The organism is Pseudomonas sp. BIGb0164 (assembly GCF_024810135.1).
In the GTDB taxonomy this organism is placed as follows: Bacteria; Pseudomonadota; Gammaproteobacteria; order Pseudomonadales; family Pseudomonadaceae; genus Aquipseudomonas.
In genome coordinates this window covers 158,897-174,549 of record NZ_JANUEA010000011.1, presented here as the reverse complement: position 1 = coordinate 174,549, position 15,653 = coordinate 158,897, and the positions used below count along the sequence as shown (strand labels likewise).

The following is a 15,653-nucleotide window of genomic DNA, read 5'->3' as shown; positions in this document are numbered from 1 at the left end:
TACGGCAAATTATTGGCCCCAGCTTTACACACAGCAATTAAAATGTACGAACCGGTTAGTTTTTGGTGCGATTATCGAACACTATGCCCCTTTGGCGAATTGACGATTTTTTAACCGCTGCGCACCATCGATTCAGCAACAAGACCCAGAACACACCATAAAAATTTCAAAAAACGGGTACGACCTCATGCCTTCGCAAAACTCCGTCCTGGCCGCGCGCCCGGGCAACCCGCACGCCGGCATCGGCGACAAGATCCGCGGCGCCCTGGCCGTGGGTAAAACTCGCTGGGGCATGCTGGCCCTGGTGTTCTTCGCCACCACCCTGAACTACATCGACCGCGCCGCCCTGGGCGTGATGCAACCGATCCTCGCCAAGGAAATGAGCTGGACGGCGATGGACTACGCCAACATCAACTTCTGGTTCCAGGTGGGCTACGCCATCGGTTTTGTGCTGCAAGGCCGCTTGATCGACCGCGTCGGCGTGAAACGCGTGTTCTTCTGCGCGGTGCTGCTGTGGAGCCTGGCCACCGGCGCCCACGGCCTGGCCACCTCGGCGGTGGGCTTTATGGTCTGCCGCTTTATCCTCGGGATCACCGAAGCGGCCAACTACCCGGCCTGCGTCAAGACCACGCGGTTGTGGTTCCCGGCCGGTGAACGCGCCGTGGCCACCGGCATCTTCAACGCCGGCACCAACGTCGGCGCCATGATGACGCCCATGCTGCTGCCGTTGATCCTGCACGTGTGGGGCTGGCAAGCGGCGTTCCTGTGCATGTCGGCACTGGGCGGGATCTGGCTGGTGTGCTGGGGCCTGAAGTACTACAACCCCGAAGAGCACCCCACCGTTAAACAATCCGAATTGGACTACGTGCAACAGGAAGTCGAGCCGGAACAACCCCGCGTCCCGTTCAGCCGCATCCTGCGCATGCGGGGCACCTGGGCCTTCGCCCTCGCCTACTCGATGACCGCGCCGGTGTTCTGGTTCTACCTGTACTGGTTGCCGCCATTCCTGAACCAGCAATACAACCTGGGCATCAACGTGACGCAGATGGGCATCCCGCTGATCATCATTTACCTGACGGCCGACTTCGGCAGCGTAGGTGGGGGGATTCTGTCGTCGTTCCTGATCGGCCGTGGCATGAACTCGATCAAGGCGCGCTTGCTGTCGATGCTGCTGTTCGCCTGCTGTATCGTCGGTGTGATCATGGCGGCGGGTTCCAGCCAACTATGGGTCGCGGTGTTTGCCATCTCCCTGGCCATCGGTGCGCACCAGGCCTGGACCGCCAACATCTGGAGCCTGGTGATGGACTACACGCCCAAGCACATGATGAGCACGGTGTTTGGGTTCGGCGGCATGTGCGCGGCCATCGGCGGCATGTTCATGACCCAGATCGTCGGCCACATTCTCACCGTGACGAACAACAACTACACCGTGTTGTTCACCCTGATCCCGGCGATGTATTTCATTGCACTGACCTGGATGTACTTCATGGCGCCGCGCAAGATTCCTACCGTAGACGTTTGATCTACTTGCGCCGCTGCTGCCAGGCAGCGGCCAGCCCACTCATGCAGATCACCCCGATGCCGACCACCGTGGTCACATCGGGGGTGTGGTTGAACACCAGCCAGCCCAACAACCCCGCAAACACGATCTGGCAATAGCCGAACGGCGCCAGCAAGGCCGGCGCCGCAAAGCGGAACGCCTGGGTCAACATCAAGTGGGCGGTCATCCCGCAGGTGCCCAGCGCCAGCATCAGCGCACCGTGCCACAAGGTCGGGACCTGCCAGAAGAACGGCACCATCGCACTCATCACCAAGGTATTGCACAGCCCGGCGAAAAAGTTGCTGGTGGTGGGCGTGTCGTATTGGCTGAGGAGGCGCGTGAGCAACTGGTAGAAGCAGAAGAACAGCGCCGAACACAGCGGCAGCAGCACCGCCGGGGTGAACAGATCGCCACCGGGGTGGATGATGATCAGCACGCCGACAAAGCCGCAGATCACCGCCAGCCATTGGCCCCGTGTCACATGCTCGCCGAGCAACGGCACGGAGAGCGCCGTCACCAGGATCGGCGCCAGGAAGTTCACCGCCGTGGCTTCTGCCAGCGGGATGTAATGCAGCGCCGCCGTGAAGAACAGGCTGGTGCCCAGCAGGCACAAGGCCCGTACCACCTGCATCCCCGGCCGCTTGCTGCGCAGCACGCGAAGGCCCGATTGCGGCAGGAAGATCCCGGCCATCAACAGCGTGTGCACCAGGTAGCGTGCCCACACCACCATCACGATCGGGTAGAACCCGGCCAGGTACTTGGACAAGGCGTCGTGGCTGGAAAACAGAAACGTCGCCAGCACAATCAGCAAGATGCCTTTGAACGGATGGTTGACGCCGGAAAGCGGTGTGCTGACAGTCATTGAATTCTCTTGCATGGCAGGCTGAACGCTGAGCACTGAACGTGGCAGCACTCAACCCGGTAATCTAGCAGCCGCGCCTGTGTGCGCCCCAAGAGCATAACCAAACACCGGGCGAACAGCGCACTAAATCACGGGATTCGAGTCCAACGCTGCACGTTTGCCCCCGCATTGTGCACTTTTTAACCAAGGCCTTGCCGCTATGAAAAAAACACTCTTCGTTCTTTCAACCCTTGCCCTGCTCTCCGCCTGTAACAAGGAGGAAGCCCCCGCCCCCAAACCGGCCCCTGCGTCGGTGCAAGCCACCCTGGTGCCGGCCAACCCGCCCACCGACAAATGGGTGGGCAAGTGGGTGGGCGTGGAAGGCCTGAACCTGACCATCGCCAAAGACGACAGCATCGGCCGGGGTCATTACATCCTGACCATGCAATACGGCCTCGACGCCGATGACTCCGGCACCTTCAAAGGCGAAGCCAATGAAGATGGCATCGCCTTTACCCGTCCGGACGGCCCACAACAATTGACCGCCGGCGACGGTGAAGCCACCGGTTTGAAATGGCTGGCGGATAAAAAGGATTGCCTGGTCGTCGACACCGGCGAAGGTTACTGCCGCGACTGATCCAGCTGCAAAGCTGACACAACTTTCATCTGGCCCCTCTGCCGGCACGGACTGACAGCAGCGATACTACGCAGCTCTCGTACCTGTCGGACAGCCGGGCTGGCGCCATGCCCACGCACCAACAACACTGTTTTCAGGTTCATCGAGAGGATTGCCCCATGCTATGGAAAAAAGGCCGACGCAGCGACAACGTGGTGGATGCCCGTGACGACAGTGGCGGCGGGGGTGGCGGTATGCGCTTTGGCGGCGGCAAGGGCCTGAGCCTCACGGCCATCGTGCTGATCGTCGGCATTGGCTGGCTGACCGGCCAGGACCCGCTGCAGATCCTTGGCCAGTTGACCGGCCAGATGGAGCAGGCGCCCTCGGTGAGCACGCAGACCCGCCAGGCACCACCGGCCAACGATGAACAGGCTGACTTTGTACGCGCGGTGCTGGGTGACACCGAAGACACGTGGGGCCAGGTGTTCAAGGAGAACGGCCTGACCTACAAGAACCCGAAACTGATTCTGTTCCGTGGCCGGGTCAATTCCGCCTGCGGTGGCGCCACCTCGGCCAGCGGCCCGTTTTATTGCCCGGCCGACCAACAGGTGTACCTGGACCTGGATTTCTTCCGGGAGATGTCACAACGCTTCAAGGCTGCGGGCGACTTCGCCCAGGCTTATGTGATCGCCCATGAAGTGGGGCATCACGTGCAAACGCTGCTGGGCATTTCGGCCAAGATCCAGGCCGCACGCCAGCAAGGCCGGCAGATGCAAGGCGACGGCGGCCTATTGGTACGCCAGGAGCTGCAAGCCGACTGTTTTGCCGGCGTATGGGCCAACCGCGCGCAGAAGCGCCTGAACTGGCTGGAGCCCGGCGACATTGAAGAAGCACTGAATGCGGCCAACGCCATCGGCGATGACCGTTTGCAGCAACAGGGTCAAGGGCGCGTGGTGCCCGACTCGTTTACCCACGGCACCTCGGCACAGCGGGTTCGTTGGTTCAAGACCGGCTTTGCGGGTGGCCAGATCACTCAATGCGACACCTTTACGGCGAAGAGTCTTTAAATGAATAAACGATTGGGATTGCTGCTGGGTTTGATGTTGTCCTGCTCCACCGCCACCTGGGCCGCCGAGAAAGAACATGGGGTCAAGGTGGTCAGCCCCGATCGTTTTCACCTGGATGCCGGCGACCTCAGCCTGGGCTTGAGCCAGGACTGGAACCAACCGCTGCCGCAGGTCACCCGCGCCCTGATCATCGTGCACGGGCGCCTGCGCAATGCACAGACCTACCTGCAGAGCGGCGAAGACGCAGCTGAACACGCAGGTCAGGCCGCCAACACCCTGGTGATCGCACCGCAGTTCCTGAATGAGCTGGATATCAAGCGCAACCACCTGGACAACCAGGTACTGCGCTGGAACGGCAACGACTGGATGGCTGGCGAGCCGTCTACCGGCCCCGGCCAGATCAGTTCCTACGGCGCCCTCGACCAGATCATCAAGCACCTGGGCAACCGCAAGCTGTTCCCGGCGCTGAAAGAAATCGTGGTGGCCGGCCACTCCGGCGGCGGCCAGGTGGTGCAGCGTTTCGCCCTCACCGGCCACGACCACCCGATGCTGCAAACCGAAGGCATCAGCCTGCGGTATGTGGTGGCCAACCCGTCGTCCTACGCCTACTTCACGCCGCAGCGTCCGGTGAAGTTTGACGTTGCCAGCTGCCCAGGCTTCAACGACTGGAAATACGGCATGCAAAACCTGCCGGCCTACGCCAAGGGCCAGAGCGCCGAGCAGCTGGAACAGGCTTATGTGTCACGCAACATCACCTACCTGCTGGGCCAACAAGACACTGACCCGAACCACCCGGCACTGGACAAGAGCTGTGGGGCCGAAACCCAGGGCGCGTATCGCCTGATTCGCGGGCACAACTACTTCGACTACCTCAAGCAGCGTCACCCGCAACTGACGCATAAGCTGGTGGAAGTGCCAGGCGTTGGGCACAACGGGGATGGGATGTTTACCTCGCCTGAAGGGCAGAAAGTGTTGTTTACCCAATAGTTACTGAAGAAATACGGTCAACCATGTGGGAGCGGGCTTGCTCGCGAAGGCGGTGGATCAGTCAACTTATTTGAATCTGACACACCGCATTCGCGAGCAAGCCCGCTCCCACATTTGATCTTCAGAGGCCGATCTAGATCATTCGGCGCAAGGCCAAGCAGTCGGCTGCATGCCAATCCACCAACTCCGGCCACGGGTTCTCCGGCAGGTTGACCAGGACCGTGTGTGTCCCCGCTGCCCGGCCGCAGTCCAGGTCAAAGCGGTAGTCGCCCACCATCACCATCGCGCTCGGCGAAACATCCCAGGCCGCGGCCAGTTTCAGCAAGCCATCCGGATCGGGCTTGGGTTGCGCATCATCACGCCCCAACACGTCCTCGACAGCAAAGCAGTCGGCCAGGCCAATCGCTTGCAGGGTCACGTGGGCCAATTCCCGCGCATTGCGCGTCAGGATGCCCAGGCGATAACCGCGTCCCGCCAGCTCGCGCACCAGCTCCACCGCGCCTTCGGCGGCGACCGAACCCAGCGCCAGTTCACGTTCATGTTCCAGCAACCAGGCATGCTTGGCCGCAGCCACATCGGCAGGCAACGCCGCCAGGTGGGTGAGGATGTCGTCTTCGGGCGGAATCTCCAGGGCCACGCGAATGGCCGCAAAGTCATGCACGGCCACCGTGAGGGTGCCGTCCATGTCAAATACCCAGTGCTTAACGTCCGCCAGGCTCATGCCCAATCCTTGCGATGGCGAATCAAGCCTTCCTGGGTCACCGACGCCACCAGTTGCCCGGCACGGTTGTACACGCTGCCACGGGAGAATCCACGGGAATTGCCGGCCCAGGGGCTGTCCATGGCGTACAGCAACCAGTCATCGGCACGCAGGTCGGCGTGGAACCACAGCGCGTGATCGAGGCTGGCGACCTGCATGTCTTTCTGCCACACCGTCTTGCCGTGGGGCAGCAACGAGGTGGTCAGCAAACCGAAGTCCGAGGCGTAGGCCAGCAGGTATTTGTGCAGCGCCGGCGAATCGGCCAGCGCGCCATCGGCACGAAACCACACGTACTTCACCGGGTCCGACGGCTGAGGGTTGTACGGGTCTTTTTCGGTCACCGGGCGCACTTCGATCGGCTTGGGGCACAGCAGCTTGTCGCGCATGGGCTCGGGGATCAGGTGGGCGCGTTGCTTCGTCAGCTCAAGCTCCGACGGCAGGTTCTCCGGGCCGACCACCACGGGCATGGTGGTCTGGTGCTCGAAGCCCTGTTCGTCGTATTGGAACGAGGCGCTGCAAGTGAAAATCGGATGGCCCTTCTGGATCGCCGTGACGCGCCGCGTGCTGAAACTGCCGCCATCACGCACGCGGTCCACCGAATACACCACCGGCAAGGCGGCATCGCCAGGGCGCAGGAAATAGCCGTGCAGGGAATGCACGTGCCGCGCTTCTTCTACGGTCTGGCTGGCAGCCGACAGCGACTGGCCAAGCACCTGGCCGCCGAACAGTTGGCGAAAACCCAGGTCCTGGCTGCGGCCGCGAAAGAGGTTTTCCTCGATCGGCTCCAGGGTCAGCAAGTCCACTAGGTCTTCCAATACTTGGCTCATAGAGCAACTCCTAAAATCTACGGGGCATTCCGGGCTGCCTATCCGTGCAGCGTGTCCAACCATTGGGCGCGGGTGATGCGGTACAACACATGATGGCGCAGCGGGTCATCAGCTGCGACCTTGGGGTGTTCAAAATCTGCCTGGGGATCGTAATGCATACCGATGGCCTGCATGACTTTTTGTGATGGCAAATTGGACTCGGTGGTAAACGCGAGGATTTCATCCAGTTGCAACCGGTCGAAACCACAGCGCAAGGCCGTCCACGCCGCTTCGCTGGCATACCCCAGGCCCCAGTGTTCACGGGCCAGGCGCCAGCCGATCTCCACTGCCGGGGTGAAGCCCGCTTCGAAGCTGACATTCTGCAGCCCGGTCAGGCCGATAAACTCGCCCGTGTCCTTGCGCTGCAAGGCCCAGAACCCAAAGCCGTATTCCGCGAAGTGCCCACGTATGCGCCCGATCAATGCGGCGCTTTCCAGGTGGCTCAGCTTGGCCGGGAAATAGCGCATCACCTGCGGGTCGGCGCACATGCGCGCAAATTCCGGCAGGTCGCTGTCGCGCCATTGGCGCAGCACCAGACGTGCACTTTCCAATTCCAGTATCGGCTCCATGGGTCCCCTCCCTTGCCATGTGCGTGAGTGTACAACGCGGGTAAGATGCGTCGCAGGTTCCTGTCAGAAAATCCCATGCCCCTGCCCCTGATCTACCACGACGACTACAGCCCCGAGTTTCCGGCAGACCACCGGTTCCCCATGGACAAGTTTCGCCTGCTGCGCGATCACCTGGTGGACAGCGGCCTGACCGAAGACAGCCAATTGCTGCGCCCGCAGTTGTGCCCGGCAGAGATTCTGGCCCTGGCCCATGACCCTGGGTATATCGAACGCTACATGGGCGGCGAGTTGTCCCGCGAAGACCAACGGCGCCTCGGCCTGCCCTGGAACGAAGCCCTGGCCCGACGCACGGTGCGCGCCGTGGGCGGTTCCATCCTGGCAGCCGAAAAAGCCCTTGAACACGGCCTGGCCTGCCACTTGGCGGGCGGCACCCACCATGCCCACTACGATTACCCGGCCGGTTTTTGCATCTTCAATGACCTGGCGGTGATCAGCCATTACCTGCTGGCCAGCGGGCGGGTCAACCGCGTGCTGATCTTTGATTGCGACGTGCATCAGGGCGACGGCACCGCGCGCATCCTCCACAACACGCCGGACGCCATCACCGTATCGCTGCACTGCGAAAAAAACTTCCCGGCGCGCAAGGCCCAGAGCGACTGGGACATTCCCCTGCCCATGGGCATGGGCGATGCCGATTACCTCAAGGTGGTCGACGACGCCCTCAACTACTTGCTGCCGCTCTACCAGCCCGACCTGGTGCTGTATGACGCGGGCGTGGATGTACACAAGGATGACGCCCTTGGTTACCTCAAGCTGACCGACGCAGGCGTCGCCGCCCGCGACGAAAGCGTGATGCGCCATTGCCTGGGCCGCGACATCCCGGTGATGGGCGTGATCGGCGGCGGCTACAGCAAGGACCGCCCAGCCCTGGCCCGCCGCCATGGCATCCTGCACCACAGCGCACACCGGGTGTGGACGTCATCAGGTTGTCACTGAACTGTGGGCGTTACCCACAATGCCTGTGGAACGGCCTGTGGATAACTTGAGCGTAACGGGCTGCAAGCGAGTTCCCGTATAGCCTGCAGGAAACTGTACGTTTTTTGACCACATACTTTTCCACAGCCGTGAAACGTTGTGGAACATTCGACCTGTTCCAGATTTGCAACAAAACTGCCGCAACCCATCGTCACCCTGAACACCTTCCCGTTTTCAGAGTACCCGGCGATGGCTACCTACAAGATCGGCACCGTGACAAACCCCGGCAATGACGACGCCCTGAAAAAGGTCGCGGCCACCTTCGAAACCGCCATGGCCCGCGCCGTGGCGGGTTTCAAGGACACCGCCAAGCCCGGCAATTTCAAAGTGCTGGCCAGCGGCGTGACCGACAACACCAAAGACCAGAAAATCGCCGCCGTCATGGCCACCGGCGACCAGGAGGCGATCAAGCGCCTCAATGACCCCAACCTCGCCGACATCAGCAACACCGGCGTGCCCCTGGCGGACATCGCCAGCATCACCAAGATTTCCGACAACGTGCTGGACCTCAAGACCCGCGACGGCCAGGACATCGTCATCATCAAGCAGATGACGCCCTACCTGTTCGACGGCATGGCCGGCAAGGTCGACGCCGTCAACGCGCTCAATGCCAGCAAGGCCGATGGCTACCGCATCGCCCAGGCCGGCGATACCGCGCCCGGGTTGGGCGACTACAAGGGCATCGGCCCTGTGGATGAAATCGGCCCGGGTTTTATCCGCTACGAGACCGTCTCGGGTGACAAGGTGGTGGTCAGCCGCGAAGTGAACCCCGACCTGTACAACCAGGTGGCCGGCGACGGCCAGACCTGGGGCCTGATCAACGACAGCAAAAACGCCGGTTACACCCTCGCCGACGCCAGCGCAACCGGCAGCGTCAGCCTGGTGGGCACCCCGGAAGAACTCGGCCACGGCCTGATCCGTTATGAAACGGCGTCCGGCGACAAGGTCATCGTGTCCCAGGCGATCAGCCCCGACCTGTATGCCTCGGTGGTCAAGGAATCCAACGGCATCTTCAACGTCGGCGGTGCCGTCGACACCAACTGGATCGACAACTCCCAATACGCCAACCCCAAGGACTGGGACAAGATCGTCGGCAACACCAGCGGCACGCCGACCCAGGAAGAACGTGACCTCGACCGCCCACGCGCCGCAGCCAAAATGCTCAGCGACAACTGGGACAAGTGGGGCATGCACGACCGCCCCATCGACTTCTCCAACCCACCGACCGACCTGCCGCCCGAAGCCCAGGCCTGCCTCAAATACCTGGCCGGCAGCCCGAGCCTCATGAACGCCCTGGACAGCGGCGGCCTGGGCGGCAGCGACGGCGTGATTACCCACAGCAACGTCGACAGTTTCGTCAGCCAGTCGAACAAGGATCTGTCGGCCGCCTCCAAGTCCTACAGCACCTTTCTCAGCAAAAACCCGGGTGCCAGCGACCTGGCCAAGGCGAACGCCAAGTCGGCCGCGCTGGTCATGGCCAATATCTCGTTGGTCAGCAGCGCCGGCCCCGCGATGGAAGGCCCCAACCAGCGCGCCAACAACGGCAGCCTGACCACCGACAACCTCAACGCCATCAAGAACGACAGCGGCCTGAGCCCCGAACTGACCGGCGCTGCCGGCTACTGGTCGACCCCAGGCATGATGCGCACCCTCGACATGGCCGGCGACCTGCCCGCCACCGCCACCGCCGACGGCATCACCCAGCAGAAGAACCTCGGTGCCTGGCTGGAAAACCAGGCGCCCACCGACGATCACGGCGTGTTGATGATGCTCAGCAACGCCTCGATCCGCAGCTCGGTGGCCGGTGTCGACACCTCGAAGCTGACCCAGGACGTGCTGCAAAACCCGCAAAACTATGACGGCAAGACCAAGGCCGCCGTGATGCTGGAAATCAGCGACGCCCGTGCGCGCCTGGCCTCCAGCGACAAGGTCGGCGACGGCGACCTGTATGCCGGGATCACTGCCGACAGCGAATATCACCTCAACCCGACCAAATCCAAAGTCGCCGACCAGTTGGACGCAGCCGTCAACCAGTTGGCCGGCGACCCGGACGTGAAGACCTTCATGGCCCAGAACCAGGCCGACGGCATGCGCGACATCGTCAACAGCGACCCGGCGATCAAGACCGAGATGCAGCACTACCAGGACAGCCAGATCAACAGCGGCAACGTGATCAACACCGCCCTGGCGACCAAGGACAGCAATGGCAATCCGGTGTCGCTGATCGACGGGCTGAGCCTGGCCGGCACCGACGCCACCCTCACCGACATGGCCCTGGGCGGTAATGGCACGGTGGACCTGGAGGCCATGGCCGACAAGTCAGGCAAGTCGGCCGAGATCCAGCAGTACTTCCAGGACCACATCGTCAGCGGGCAAGACCTGCAGAACGGCCTCGCCGCGCCGAATGCCGACCCGATGACGGTCATCGGCCAGTACGCGGCCAACGCCTCGTTGCTCAAGGAGTTCCTGGGCGACAAGGTCTCGGCGCAGGACTCCTCCACCGTGCAGCAATACGTCAACCAGGCGGTCTCCGACAGCCTGGTCAATGGCGCCAACGACGACGTGCTCAAAAGCACCTTCGGCGACGCCAACGGCAACTTCGACGAAGCCAAGACCACCGCCATCCTCAACCAGGCCATGGCCGACAACCCGGACATGTTCAAGGACGCCACGGGGGCGCAGATCAAGCCCCAGGATGTGATCTCGCTGATCCGCTCGATGTGGGACGTCAACCGCCAGACCCAGAAGATCAGCGACGTGCTGCCCAAGGCCGTGGATGGCCTGAACCTCAACGCCAGCGACGCCTACAAACAGGGCCTGTTGCACATCGGCAGCGCCCTGCTGGCGGGCGGCGTACTGGCGGCGCGCTCGGCCACCGGCGGTAACAGCCCGGCGGACAACGCCGGGCGCGTGGCCGCGGGCATGCAGTTCGCCGGGTTGATCACCGAAGGCGGCACCAAATACGCCAAGGAAGCCGGCTACGGCATGGCCTGGAAACCCACCCCAGTCGACCCGAGCAAACCCCAGGGCATCGGCGACTTCCCCACCGGGAAAATGGTGCAGAACACCGACGGCCTCAACAAACTGGGGAACCTGGGCAAAATCGTCGGCGGCGCCGGCAGCTTTATCGGCGGCGTGTTCGGCCTGATCAGCGGGGTCAACAGTGCATTCTCCGGTGACAAGCTCAACGCCGGCTTCTCCCTGACCAGCGGCGCCCTCGGCACCGGCGCGGCGGTGGCGTCGATCATCGAAGGCGGCGCCGGCCTGTTTGGCGTGGCCGATGCGGCCGCCATCGCCGGCACCTTCGCCGGTGTATTGGGCTGGGCGGCGGCGGGCGTGGGCATCATCACCTCGTTCGTGTTCCCGATCATCGAAGTGGTCAAGCGTGAGAAACAACAGGACGCGTTCTTCGGCGCCCTGGTGCCCGTGCTGGACAAATACGGCCTCACCGGTGGCCCGATCACCGATGCCGACCGCTCCGACGAGTACCCGCCAAACACCAACACCGGCTTTGCTTGATCCCCGGGCACGCCGTTGCCTGTGGTGGGCGGGCTTGCTCCGCGTCGCGATTGACCAGGCGCTTCACGTTAGCCTGGTACACCGCGGCGCGGGGCAAGCCCGCTCACTACATAAGCACCACAATTGCTTACAATGGGCGCCCTTTTCTTTTGCCCAGGCCTGCTGATGTCCACCACCTCCTCCCACGTTGCCATTATCGGCGGCGGCCCTGCCGGGCTGATGGCCGCTGAAGTCTTGAGCCAGGCGGGTGTGCGGGTGGACCTGTACGACGGCATGCCGTCGGTGGGGCGCAAGTTCCTGCTGGCGGGGGTGGGCGGCATGAACATCACCCATTCCGAGGCCTACCCGGCGTTCCTGTCGCGCTACGCCGAGCGTGCACCGCACATGGCGCCGCTGCTGCGCGCGTTTGGCGCCGAGGCGTTGTGCGAGTGGATTCATGGCTTGGGCATCGAGACCTTTGTCGGCACCTCCGGCCGCGTATTTCCTACCGACATGAAAGCCGCGCCCCTGCTGCGCGCCTGGCTCAAGCGTCTGCGCGAGCAAGGCGTGGTTATCCACACCCGCCATCGCTGGATCGGCTGGAATGCCAGCGGCGACTTACTTATCCACAGCCCGGACGGTGAAAAAGCGGTCCACAGCGATGCGGTATTGCTGGCATTGGGCGGCGGCAGCTGGTCGCGGCTGGGCTCGGACGGCGCCTGGCTCAAGCTGCTGGAAGACAAAGGCGTGCCTTACGCCGCGCTGCAGCCGAGCAATTGCGGGTTTGAGGTGTCGTCCTGGAGCGAGTTGATGGTCAGCAAATTCGCCGGTGCGCCGTTGAAAAACGTCGCCATCGGTTTGGACGACGACAAGCCGCGCCTGGGTGAGTGTGTGGTCACGGCCACGGGCATCGAAGGCAGCCTGATCTACGCGCTGTCGGCACCGATTCGTGAGGCGATCAACCGTGACGGCGCGGCGACTGTGCACATCGACCTGCTGCCCAGCAAACCGCTGGATAAGGTACAGGCCGCACTGGCCAAGCCCCGAGGTTCACGCTCGATGAGCAAGCATTTGCACAGCCAGTTGGGGCTGGATGGGGTGAAAGCCGCGTTGCTGCGAGAGCTGGCGCCGGCTGAACACTTCAATGACCCGGCGCAGTTGGCCGTGGATATCAAGGCCCTGCCCCTGACCCTGGTGAAAACCCGGCCGATGGACGAAGCGATCAGCACCGCCGGCGGCGTGCCGTTTGAAGCGCTGGATGAGCGGTTGATGCTCAAGCAACTGCCGGGGGTGTTTTGTGCGGGGGAGATGCTGGATTGGGAAGCGCCGACGGGCGGGTATTTGCTGACGGGGTGTTTTGCCAGTGGCCGAGCGGCGGGGCGCGGCGTGTTGGAATGGCTTAACCGCTGAGACTGGCGGTGAATTCACAGCTGCCTTCGCGAGCAAGCCCGCTCCCACATTCGACCGAGTTCCAACATTGGAATGCATTCAAATGTGGGAGCGGGCTTGCTCGCGAAGAGGCCATCCGCAACACCGAAAAACTCACTTCTTCTTACGCGGGCCTGTATTGAACACCGGCACTTTGCGCACCGGCTTGATCGACGGCTCAGCCGGCGCCACTTCGCCACTGTCCACCCACTTGCCCAGGTTGCGCTTGCCGCCACCACCCGACGCCTTTGGCTTCTTCGGTTTCTTCGGCTTCTTCACCACCTGACCACTGGCATCGGTCTCGGGCACGCGGTGCTCCGGTTCGAACTCCGGCTCCATCTTGCGGGTCAGGGTCTGGCGGGTCAGCATCTCGATGGCCGACAGCATGTTCACTTCATCGGCACACACCAGGGAAATCGCCTCACCGGTGTTGCCCGCACGGCCGGTACGGCCGATACGGTGGATGTAGTCCTCGGCCACAATCGGCAGGTCAAAGTTGACCACCAGCGGCAGGTCTTCGATATCCAGGCCACGGGCCGCCACATCGGTGGCCACCAGGATCTGCACGTCACTGGTCTTGAAACGGTCCAGCGCACGCTGGCGAGTGGCCTGCGGTTTGTCGCCATGAATGCCGTCGGCGTTGATGCCCAGGCCTTGCAACTTGTCCACCAACGCATCCACGCCGTTGCGGGTCTTGGCAAACACCAGCACCTGCTTCCAGCGGCCTTTGCGCATCAGGTGCACAAACAGCTCCGGCTTGCGCTTCTTGTCCACCGGCACGATCCACTGCTTGACCGTGTTGGCGGCAACGTTGCGCGGGCTGACTTCGATGCTCAGCGGGTCGTTGAGCATCTGCCCGGCCAGCAGGCGGATGTCATCGGAGAAGGTCGCGGAGAACAGCAGGGTCTGGCGCTTTTTCGGCAGCATGCGGTAGATGTTCGCCAGCTCCTCGGAGAAGCCCAGGTCGAGCATACGGTCGGCTTCGTCCAGCACCAGGGTTTGCAGCTGGTTGAGTTTCAGCGCGTTCTGGCGGAACAGGTCGATCAGGCGGCCCGGGGTGGCCACCAGCACATCAACGCCTTTGCGCAGCTTCATCATCTGCGGGTTGATGCTCACGCCACCGTACACCGCGTAGGTGGTCAGCGGCAGGTTCTGGGCGTACTCGGCGACGCTGGCGTGAACCTGCTCGGCCAATTCGCGGGTCGGGCACAGGATCAGCGCACGCACCGAATTGGGGGCGACTTTCGGCCCTTCCATAGTCAGCAATTGCAGCAGCGGCACGGCGAAACCGGCGGTTTTGCCGGTGCCGGTCTGAGCCGCAGCCATCAGGTCGCGACCGGCCAGCACGGCCGGAATGGCCTGCGCCTGCACCGGCGTCGGGGTCTGGTAGCCAAGCGTCTCAAGGGCGCGCAGCAAGGGTTCGATCAGGCCAAGGGTGGCGAAAGTCATGTGTTTACCGTAGGAAAAATTCAGCGCAAGTCGCAATGGCGCGGAGTTTACCTTATTTCCGGCTTCGGCTTGCGCCACTGGGGCAAGCCGATCAGCACCACGGCGCTGATGATCACCAGCATCGCCAGGGCTTCTTCCTTGCCGATGGTTTCACCGACAAACACAATCCCGAGCAACACCGCCACCGCAGGGTTCACGTAGGCATAGCTGGTCGCCGCCGCAGGACGCACGTGCTTGAGCAGGTACATGTAGGCATTGAAGGCGATGATCGAGCCGAACACCGCGAGGTAAGCCAGGGCCAACCAGCCTTCCAGCGGGGGCACGGCGTGCAGCCGCTCACCGGTCAGCGCGCTGCCCACCAGCAGCAAGGCACCAGCGATGATCATTTCCGCCGCGCTGGCCATGGCGCCGGCCGGCAACGGCAGGTGTTTGCTCCACACCGAACCAAAGGCCCAGGAGGCGGCGGCAAACAGCAGCAACATCGCCCCGGTCGGGCTCGACTGCAGGTTGGAGCCCATGTTGAGCATGGCGATGCCGAGAATCCCCAGCACCACCCCGGCCCACTCCAGACGGGTGTTGCGTGCGCCCCAGAAGTACCCGCACAACAAGGTGAACAACGGCACCGTCGCCACCGCCAACGCGGCCACACCGGAAGCAACCCCCGTGTGCTCGGCCACGGTCACCGCACCATTACCGAAGGTCAGCAGCAACACGCCGATCTTGGCCGCCGCCTTCCACTGCACCCAAGTCGGCGTCGGCGCGCCACGCCAGCGCAAAAAGCCATACATCGCGATCCCGGCCACCAGAAAGCGAATCCCGCCCAGCATCAGCGGCGGCCAGTATTCAACGCCAATGCGGATCACCAGGTAGGTGGAACCCCAAATCACATACAACGCAAAAAAGGCAGCGATCAACGGTAACGGAAAGCGACGTGGGCCAGGCATTGGGCGGCTCTGCGGCAGGAACGGGAGGCTTATTCTAGAAAGGTCGGCCGATA

General features: G+C 62.9%; 13 protein-coding genes. 7 read left to right on the top strand and 6 right to left on the bottom strand.

The features are described 5' to 3' along the window. Positions 1-187 precede the first annotated feature (187 nt). The gene (locus M2394_RS26485) at positions 188-1,522 is read left to right on the top strand and encodes an MFS transporter (protein ID WP_259175127.1); all 1,335 of its coding nucleotides are present in this window, start codon (positions 188-190) and stop codon (positions 1,520-1,522) included. A gap of 1 nt (position 1,523) precedes the next feature. On the opposite strand, the gene M2394_RS26480 is transcribed toward M2394_RS26485, so the two are convergent. Continuing rightward, positions 1,524-2,402 carry a DMT family transporter gene (locus M2394_RS26480; protein ID WP_259175126.1) on the bottom strand — a complete coding sequence of 293 codons (879 nt, stop codon included), beginning with the start codon at positions 2,400-2,402 and terminating at the stop codon, positions 1,524-1,526. Positions 2,403-2,601: 199 nt separating this feature from the next. Here M2394_RS26480 and M2394_RS26475 point away from each other — a divergent pair, with 199 nt between their 5' ends. The 3 genes from M2394_RS26475 to M2394_RS26465 all read left to right on the top strand — a co-directional run bounded on the left by M2394_RS26475 (position 2,602) and on the right by M2394_RS26465 (position 5,051). Then, complete coding sequence (locus tag M2394_RS26475; protein WP_259175125.1) at positions 2,602-3,018, top strand: membrane lipoprotein lipid attachment site-containing protein; 417 nt, start codon at positions 2,602-2,604, stop codon at positions 3,016-3,018. Between the two features lie 158 nt (positions 3,019-3,176). After that, entirely contained in the window at positions 3,177-4,064 is an 888-nt protein-coding gene (locus M2394_RS26470) for a neutral zinc metallopeptidase (protein WP_176998489.1), read from the top strand. Then, complete coding sequence (locus M2394_RS26465; protein ID WP_178919453.1) at positions 4,065-5,051, top strand: alpha/beta hydrolase; 987 nt, start codon at positions 4,065-4,067, stop codon at positions 5,049-5,051. Between the two features lie 133 nt (positions 5,052-5,184). On the opposite strand, the gene M2394_RS26460 is transcribed toward M2394_RS26465, so the two are convergent. From M2394_RS26460 to M2394_RS26450, 3 genes are read right to left on the bottom strand one after another with little or no spacing between them, the layout of a single operon-like run. After that, the gene (locus tag M2394_RS26460; protein WP_178919451.1) at positions 5,185-5,772 is read right to left on the bottom strand and encodes an HAD family hydrolase; all 588 of its coding nucleotides are present in this window, start codon (positions 5,770-5,772) and stop codon (positions 5,185-5,187) included. Next, entirely contained in the window at positions 5,769-6,638 is an 870-nt protein-coding gene (tesB, locus tag M2394_RS26455; protein WP_178919449.1) for an acyl-CoA thioesterase II, read from the bottom strand. Before tesB ends, M2394_RS26460 begins: the two co-directional genes overlap by 4 nt. A gap of 38 nt (positions 6,639-6,676) precedes the next feature. Then, entirely contained in the window at positions 6,677-7,246 is a 570-nt protein-coding gene (locus M2394_RS26450) for a GNAT family N-acetyltransferase (protein ID WP_176998493.1), read from the bottom strand. 75 nt (positions 7,247-7,321) lie between these two features. Between M2394_RS26450 and M2394_RS26445 the strand changes: the two genes are divergently transcribed. The 3 genes from M2394_RS26445 to M2394_RS26435 all read left to right on the top strand — a co-directional run bounded on the left by M2394_RS26445 (position 7,322) and on the right by M2394_RS26435 (position 13,189). Then, positions 7,322-8,242 carry a histone deacetylase gene (locus M2394_RS26445; protein WP_178919446.1) on the top strand — a complete coding sequence of 307 codons (921 nt, stop codon included), beginning with the start codon at positions 7,322-7,324 and terminating at the stop codon, positions 8,240-8,242. Between the two features lie 228 nt (positions 8,243-8,470). After that, the gene (locus M2394_RS26440) at positions 8,471-11,800 is read left to right on the top strand and encodes a type III effector HrpK domain-containing protein (protein WP_259175124.1); all 3,330 of its coding nucleotides are present in this window, start codon (positions 8,471-8,473) and stop codon (positions 11,798-11,800) included. Positions 11,801-11,965: 165 nt separating this feature from the next. Continuing rightward, positions 11,966-13,189, top strand: a complete 1,224-nt coding sequence (locus M2394_RS26435) for a TIGR03862 family flavoprotein (protein ID WP_259175123.1) — start codon at positions 11,966-11,968, stop codon at positions 13,187-13,189. A 132-nt stretch (positions 13,190-13,321) separates the two neighbouring features. On the opposite strand, the gene M2394_RS26430 is transcribed toward M2394_RS26435, so the two are convergent. Next, on the bottom strand, positions 13,322-14,656 hold the full coding sequence (locus M2394_RS26430) for a DEAD/DEAH box helicase (RefSeq protein WP_178919441.1): 1,335 nt from the start codon (positions 14,654-14,656) through the stop codon (positions 13,322-13,324). A gap of 47 nt (positions 14,657-14,703) precedes the next feature. Next, entirely contained in the window at positions 14,704-15,600 is an 897-nt protein-coding gene (gene yedA, locus M2394_RS26425) for a drug/metabolite exporter YedA (RefSeq protein WP_259175122.1), read from the bottom strand. Positions 15,601-15,653: the final 53 nt, after the last annotated feature.

Bases quoted from the DNA above. Each gene is read 5' to 3' on its own strand.
- yedA (WP_259175122.1), bottom strand. From the start codon at position 15,600: ATGCCTGGCCCACGTCGCTTTCCGTTACCGTTGATCGCTGCCTTTTTT.
- M2394_RS26435 (WP_259175123.1), top strand. From the start codon at position 11,966: ATGTCCACCACCTCCTCCCACGTTGCCATTATCGGCGGCGGCCCTGCC.
- M2394_RS26430 (WP_178919441.1), bottom strand. From the start codon at position 14,656: ATGACTTTCGCCACCCTTGGCCTGATCGAACCCTTGCTGCGCGCCCTT.
- M2394_RS26485 (WP_259175127.1), top strand. From the start codon at position 188: ATGCCTTCGCAAAACTCCGTCCTGGCCGCGCGCCCGGGCAACCCGCAC.
- M2394_RS26460 (WP_178919451.1), bottom strand. From the start codon at position 5,772: ATGAGCCTGGCGGACGTTAAGCACTGGGTATTTGACATGGACGGCACC.
- M2394_RS26480 (WP_259175126.1), bottom strand. From the start codon at position 2,402: ATGACTGTCAGCACACCGCTTTCCGGCGTCAACCATCCGTTCAAAGGC.
- M2394_RS26450 (WP_176998493.1), bottom strand. From the start codon at position 7,246: ATGGAGCCGATACTGGAATTGGAAAGTGCACGTCTGGTGCTGCGCCAA.
- M2394_RS26465 (WP_178919453.1), top strand. From the start codon at position 4,065: ATGAATAAACGATTGGGATTGCTGCTGGGTTTGATGTTGTCCTGCTCC.
- M2394_RS26475 (WP_259175125.1), top strand. From the start codon at position 2,602: ATGAAAAAAACACTCTTCGTTCTTTCAACCCTTGCCCTGCTCTCCGCC.
- M2394_RS26440 (WP_259175124.1), top strand. From the start codon at position 8,471: ATGGCTACCTACAAGATCGGCACCGTGACAAACCCCGGCAATGACGAC.
- M2394_RS26445 (WP_178919446.1), top strand. From the start codon at position 7,322: ATGCCCCTGCCCCTGATCTACCACGACGACTACAGCCCCGAGTTTCCG.
- tesB (WP_178919449.1), bottom strand. From the start codon at position 6,638: ATGAGCCAAGTATTGGAAGACCTAGTGGACTTGCTGACCCTGGAGCCG.
- M2394_RS26470 (WP_176998489.1), top strand. From the start codon at position 3,177: ATGCTATGGAAAAAAGGCCGACGCAGCGACAACGTGGTGGATGCCCGT.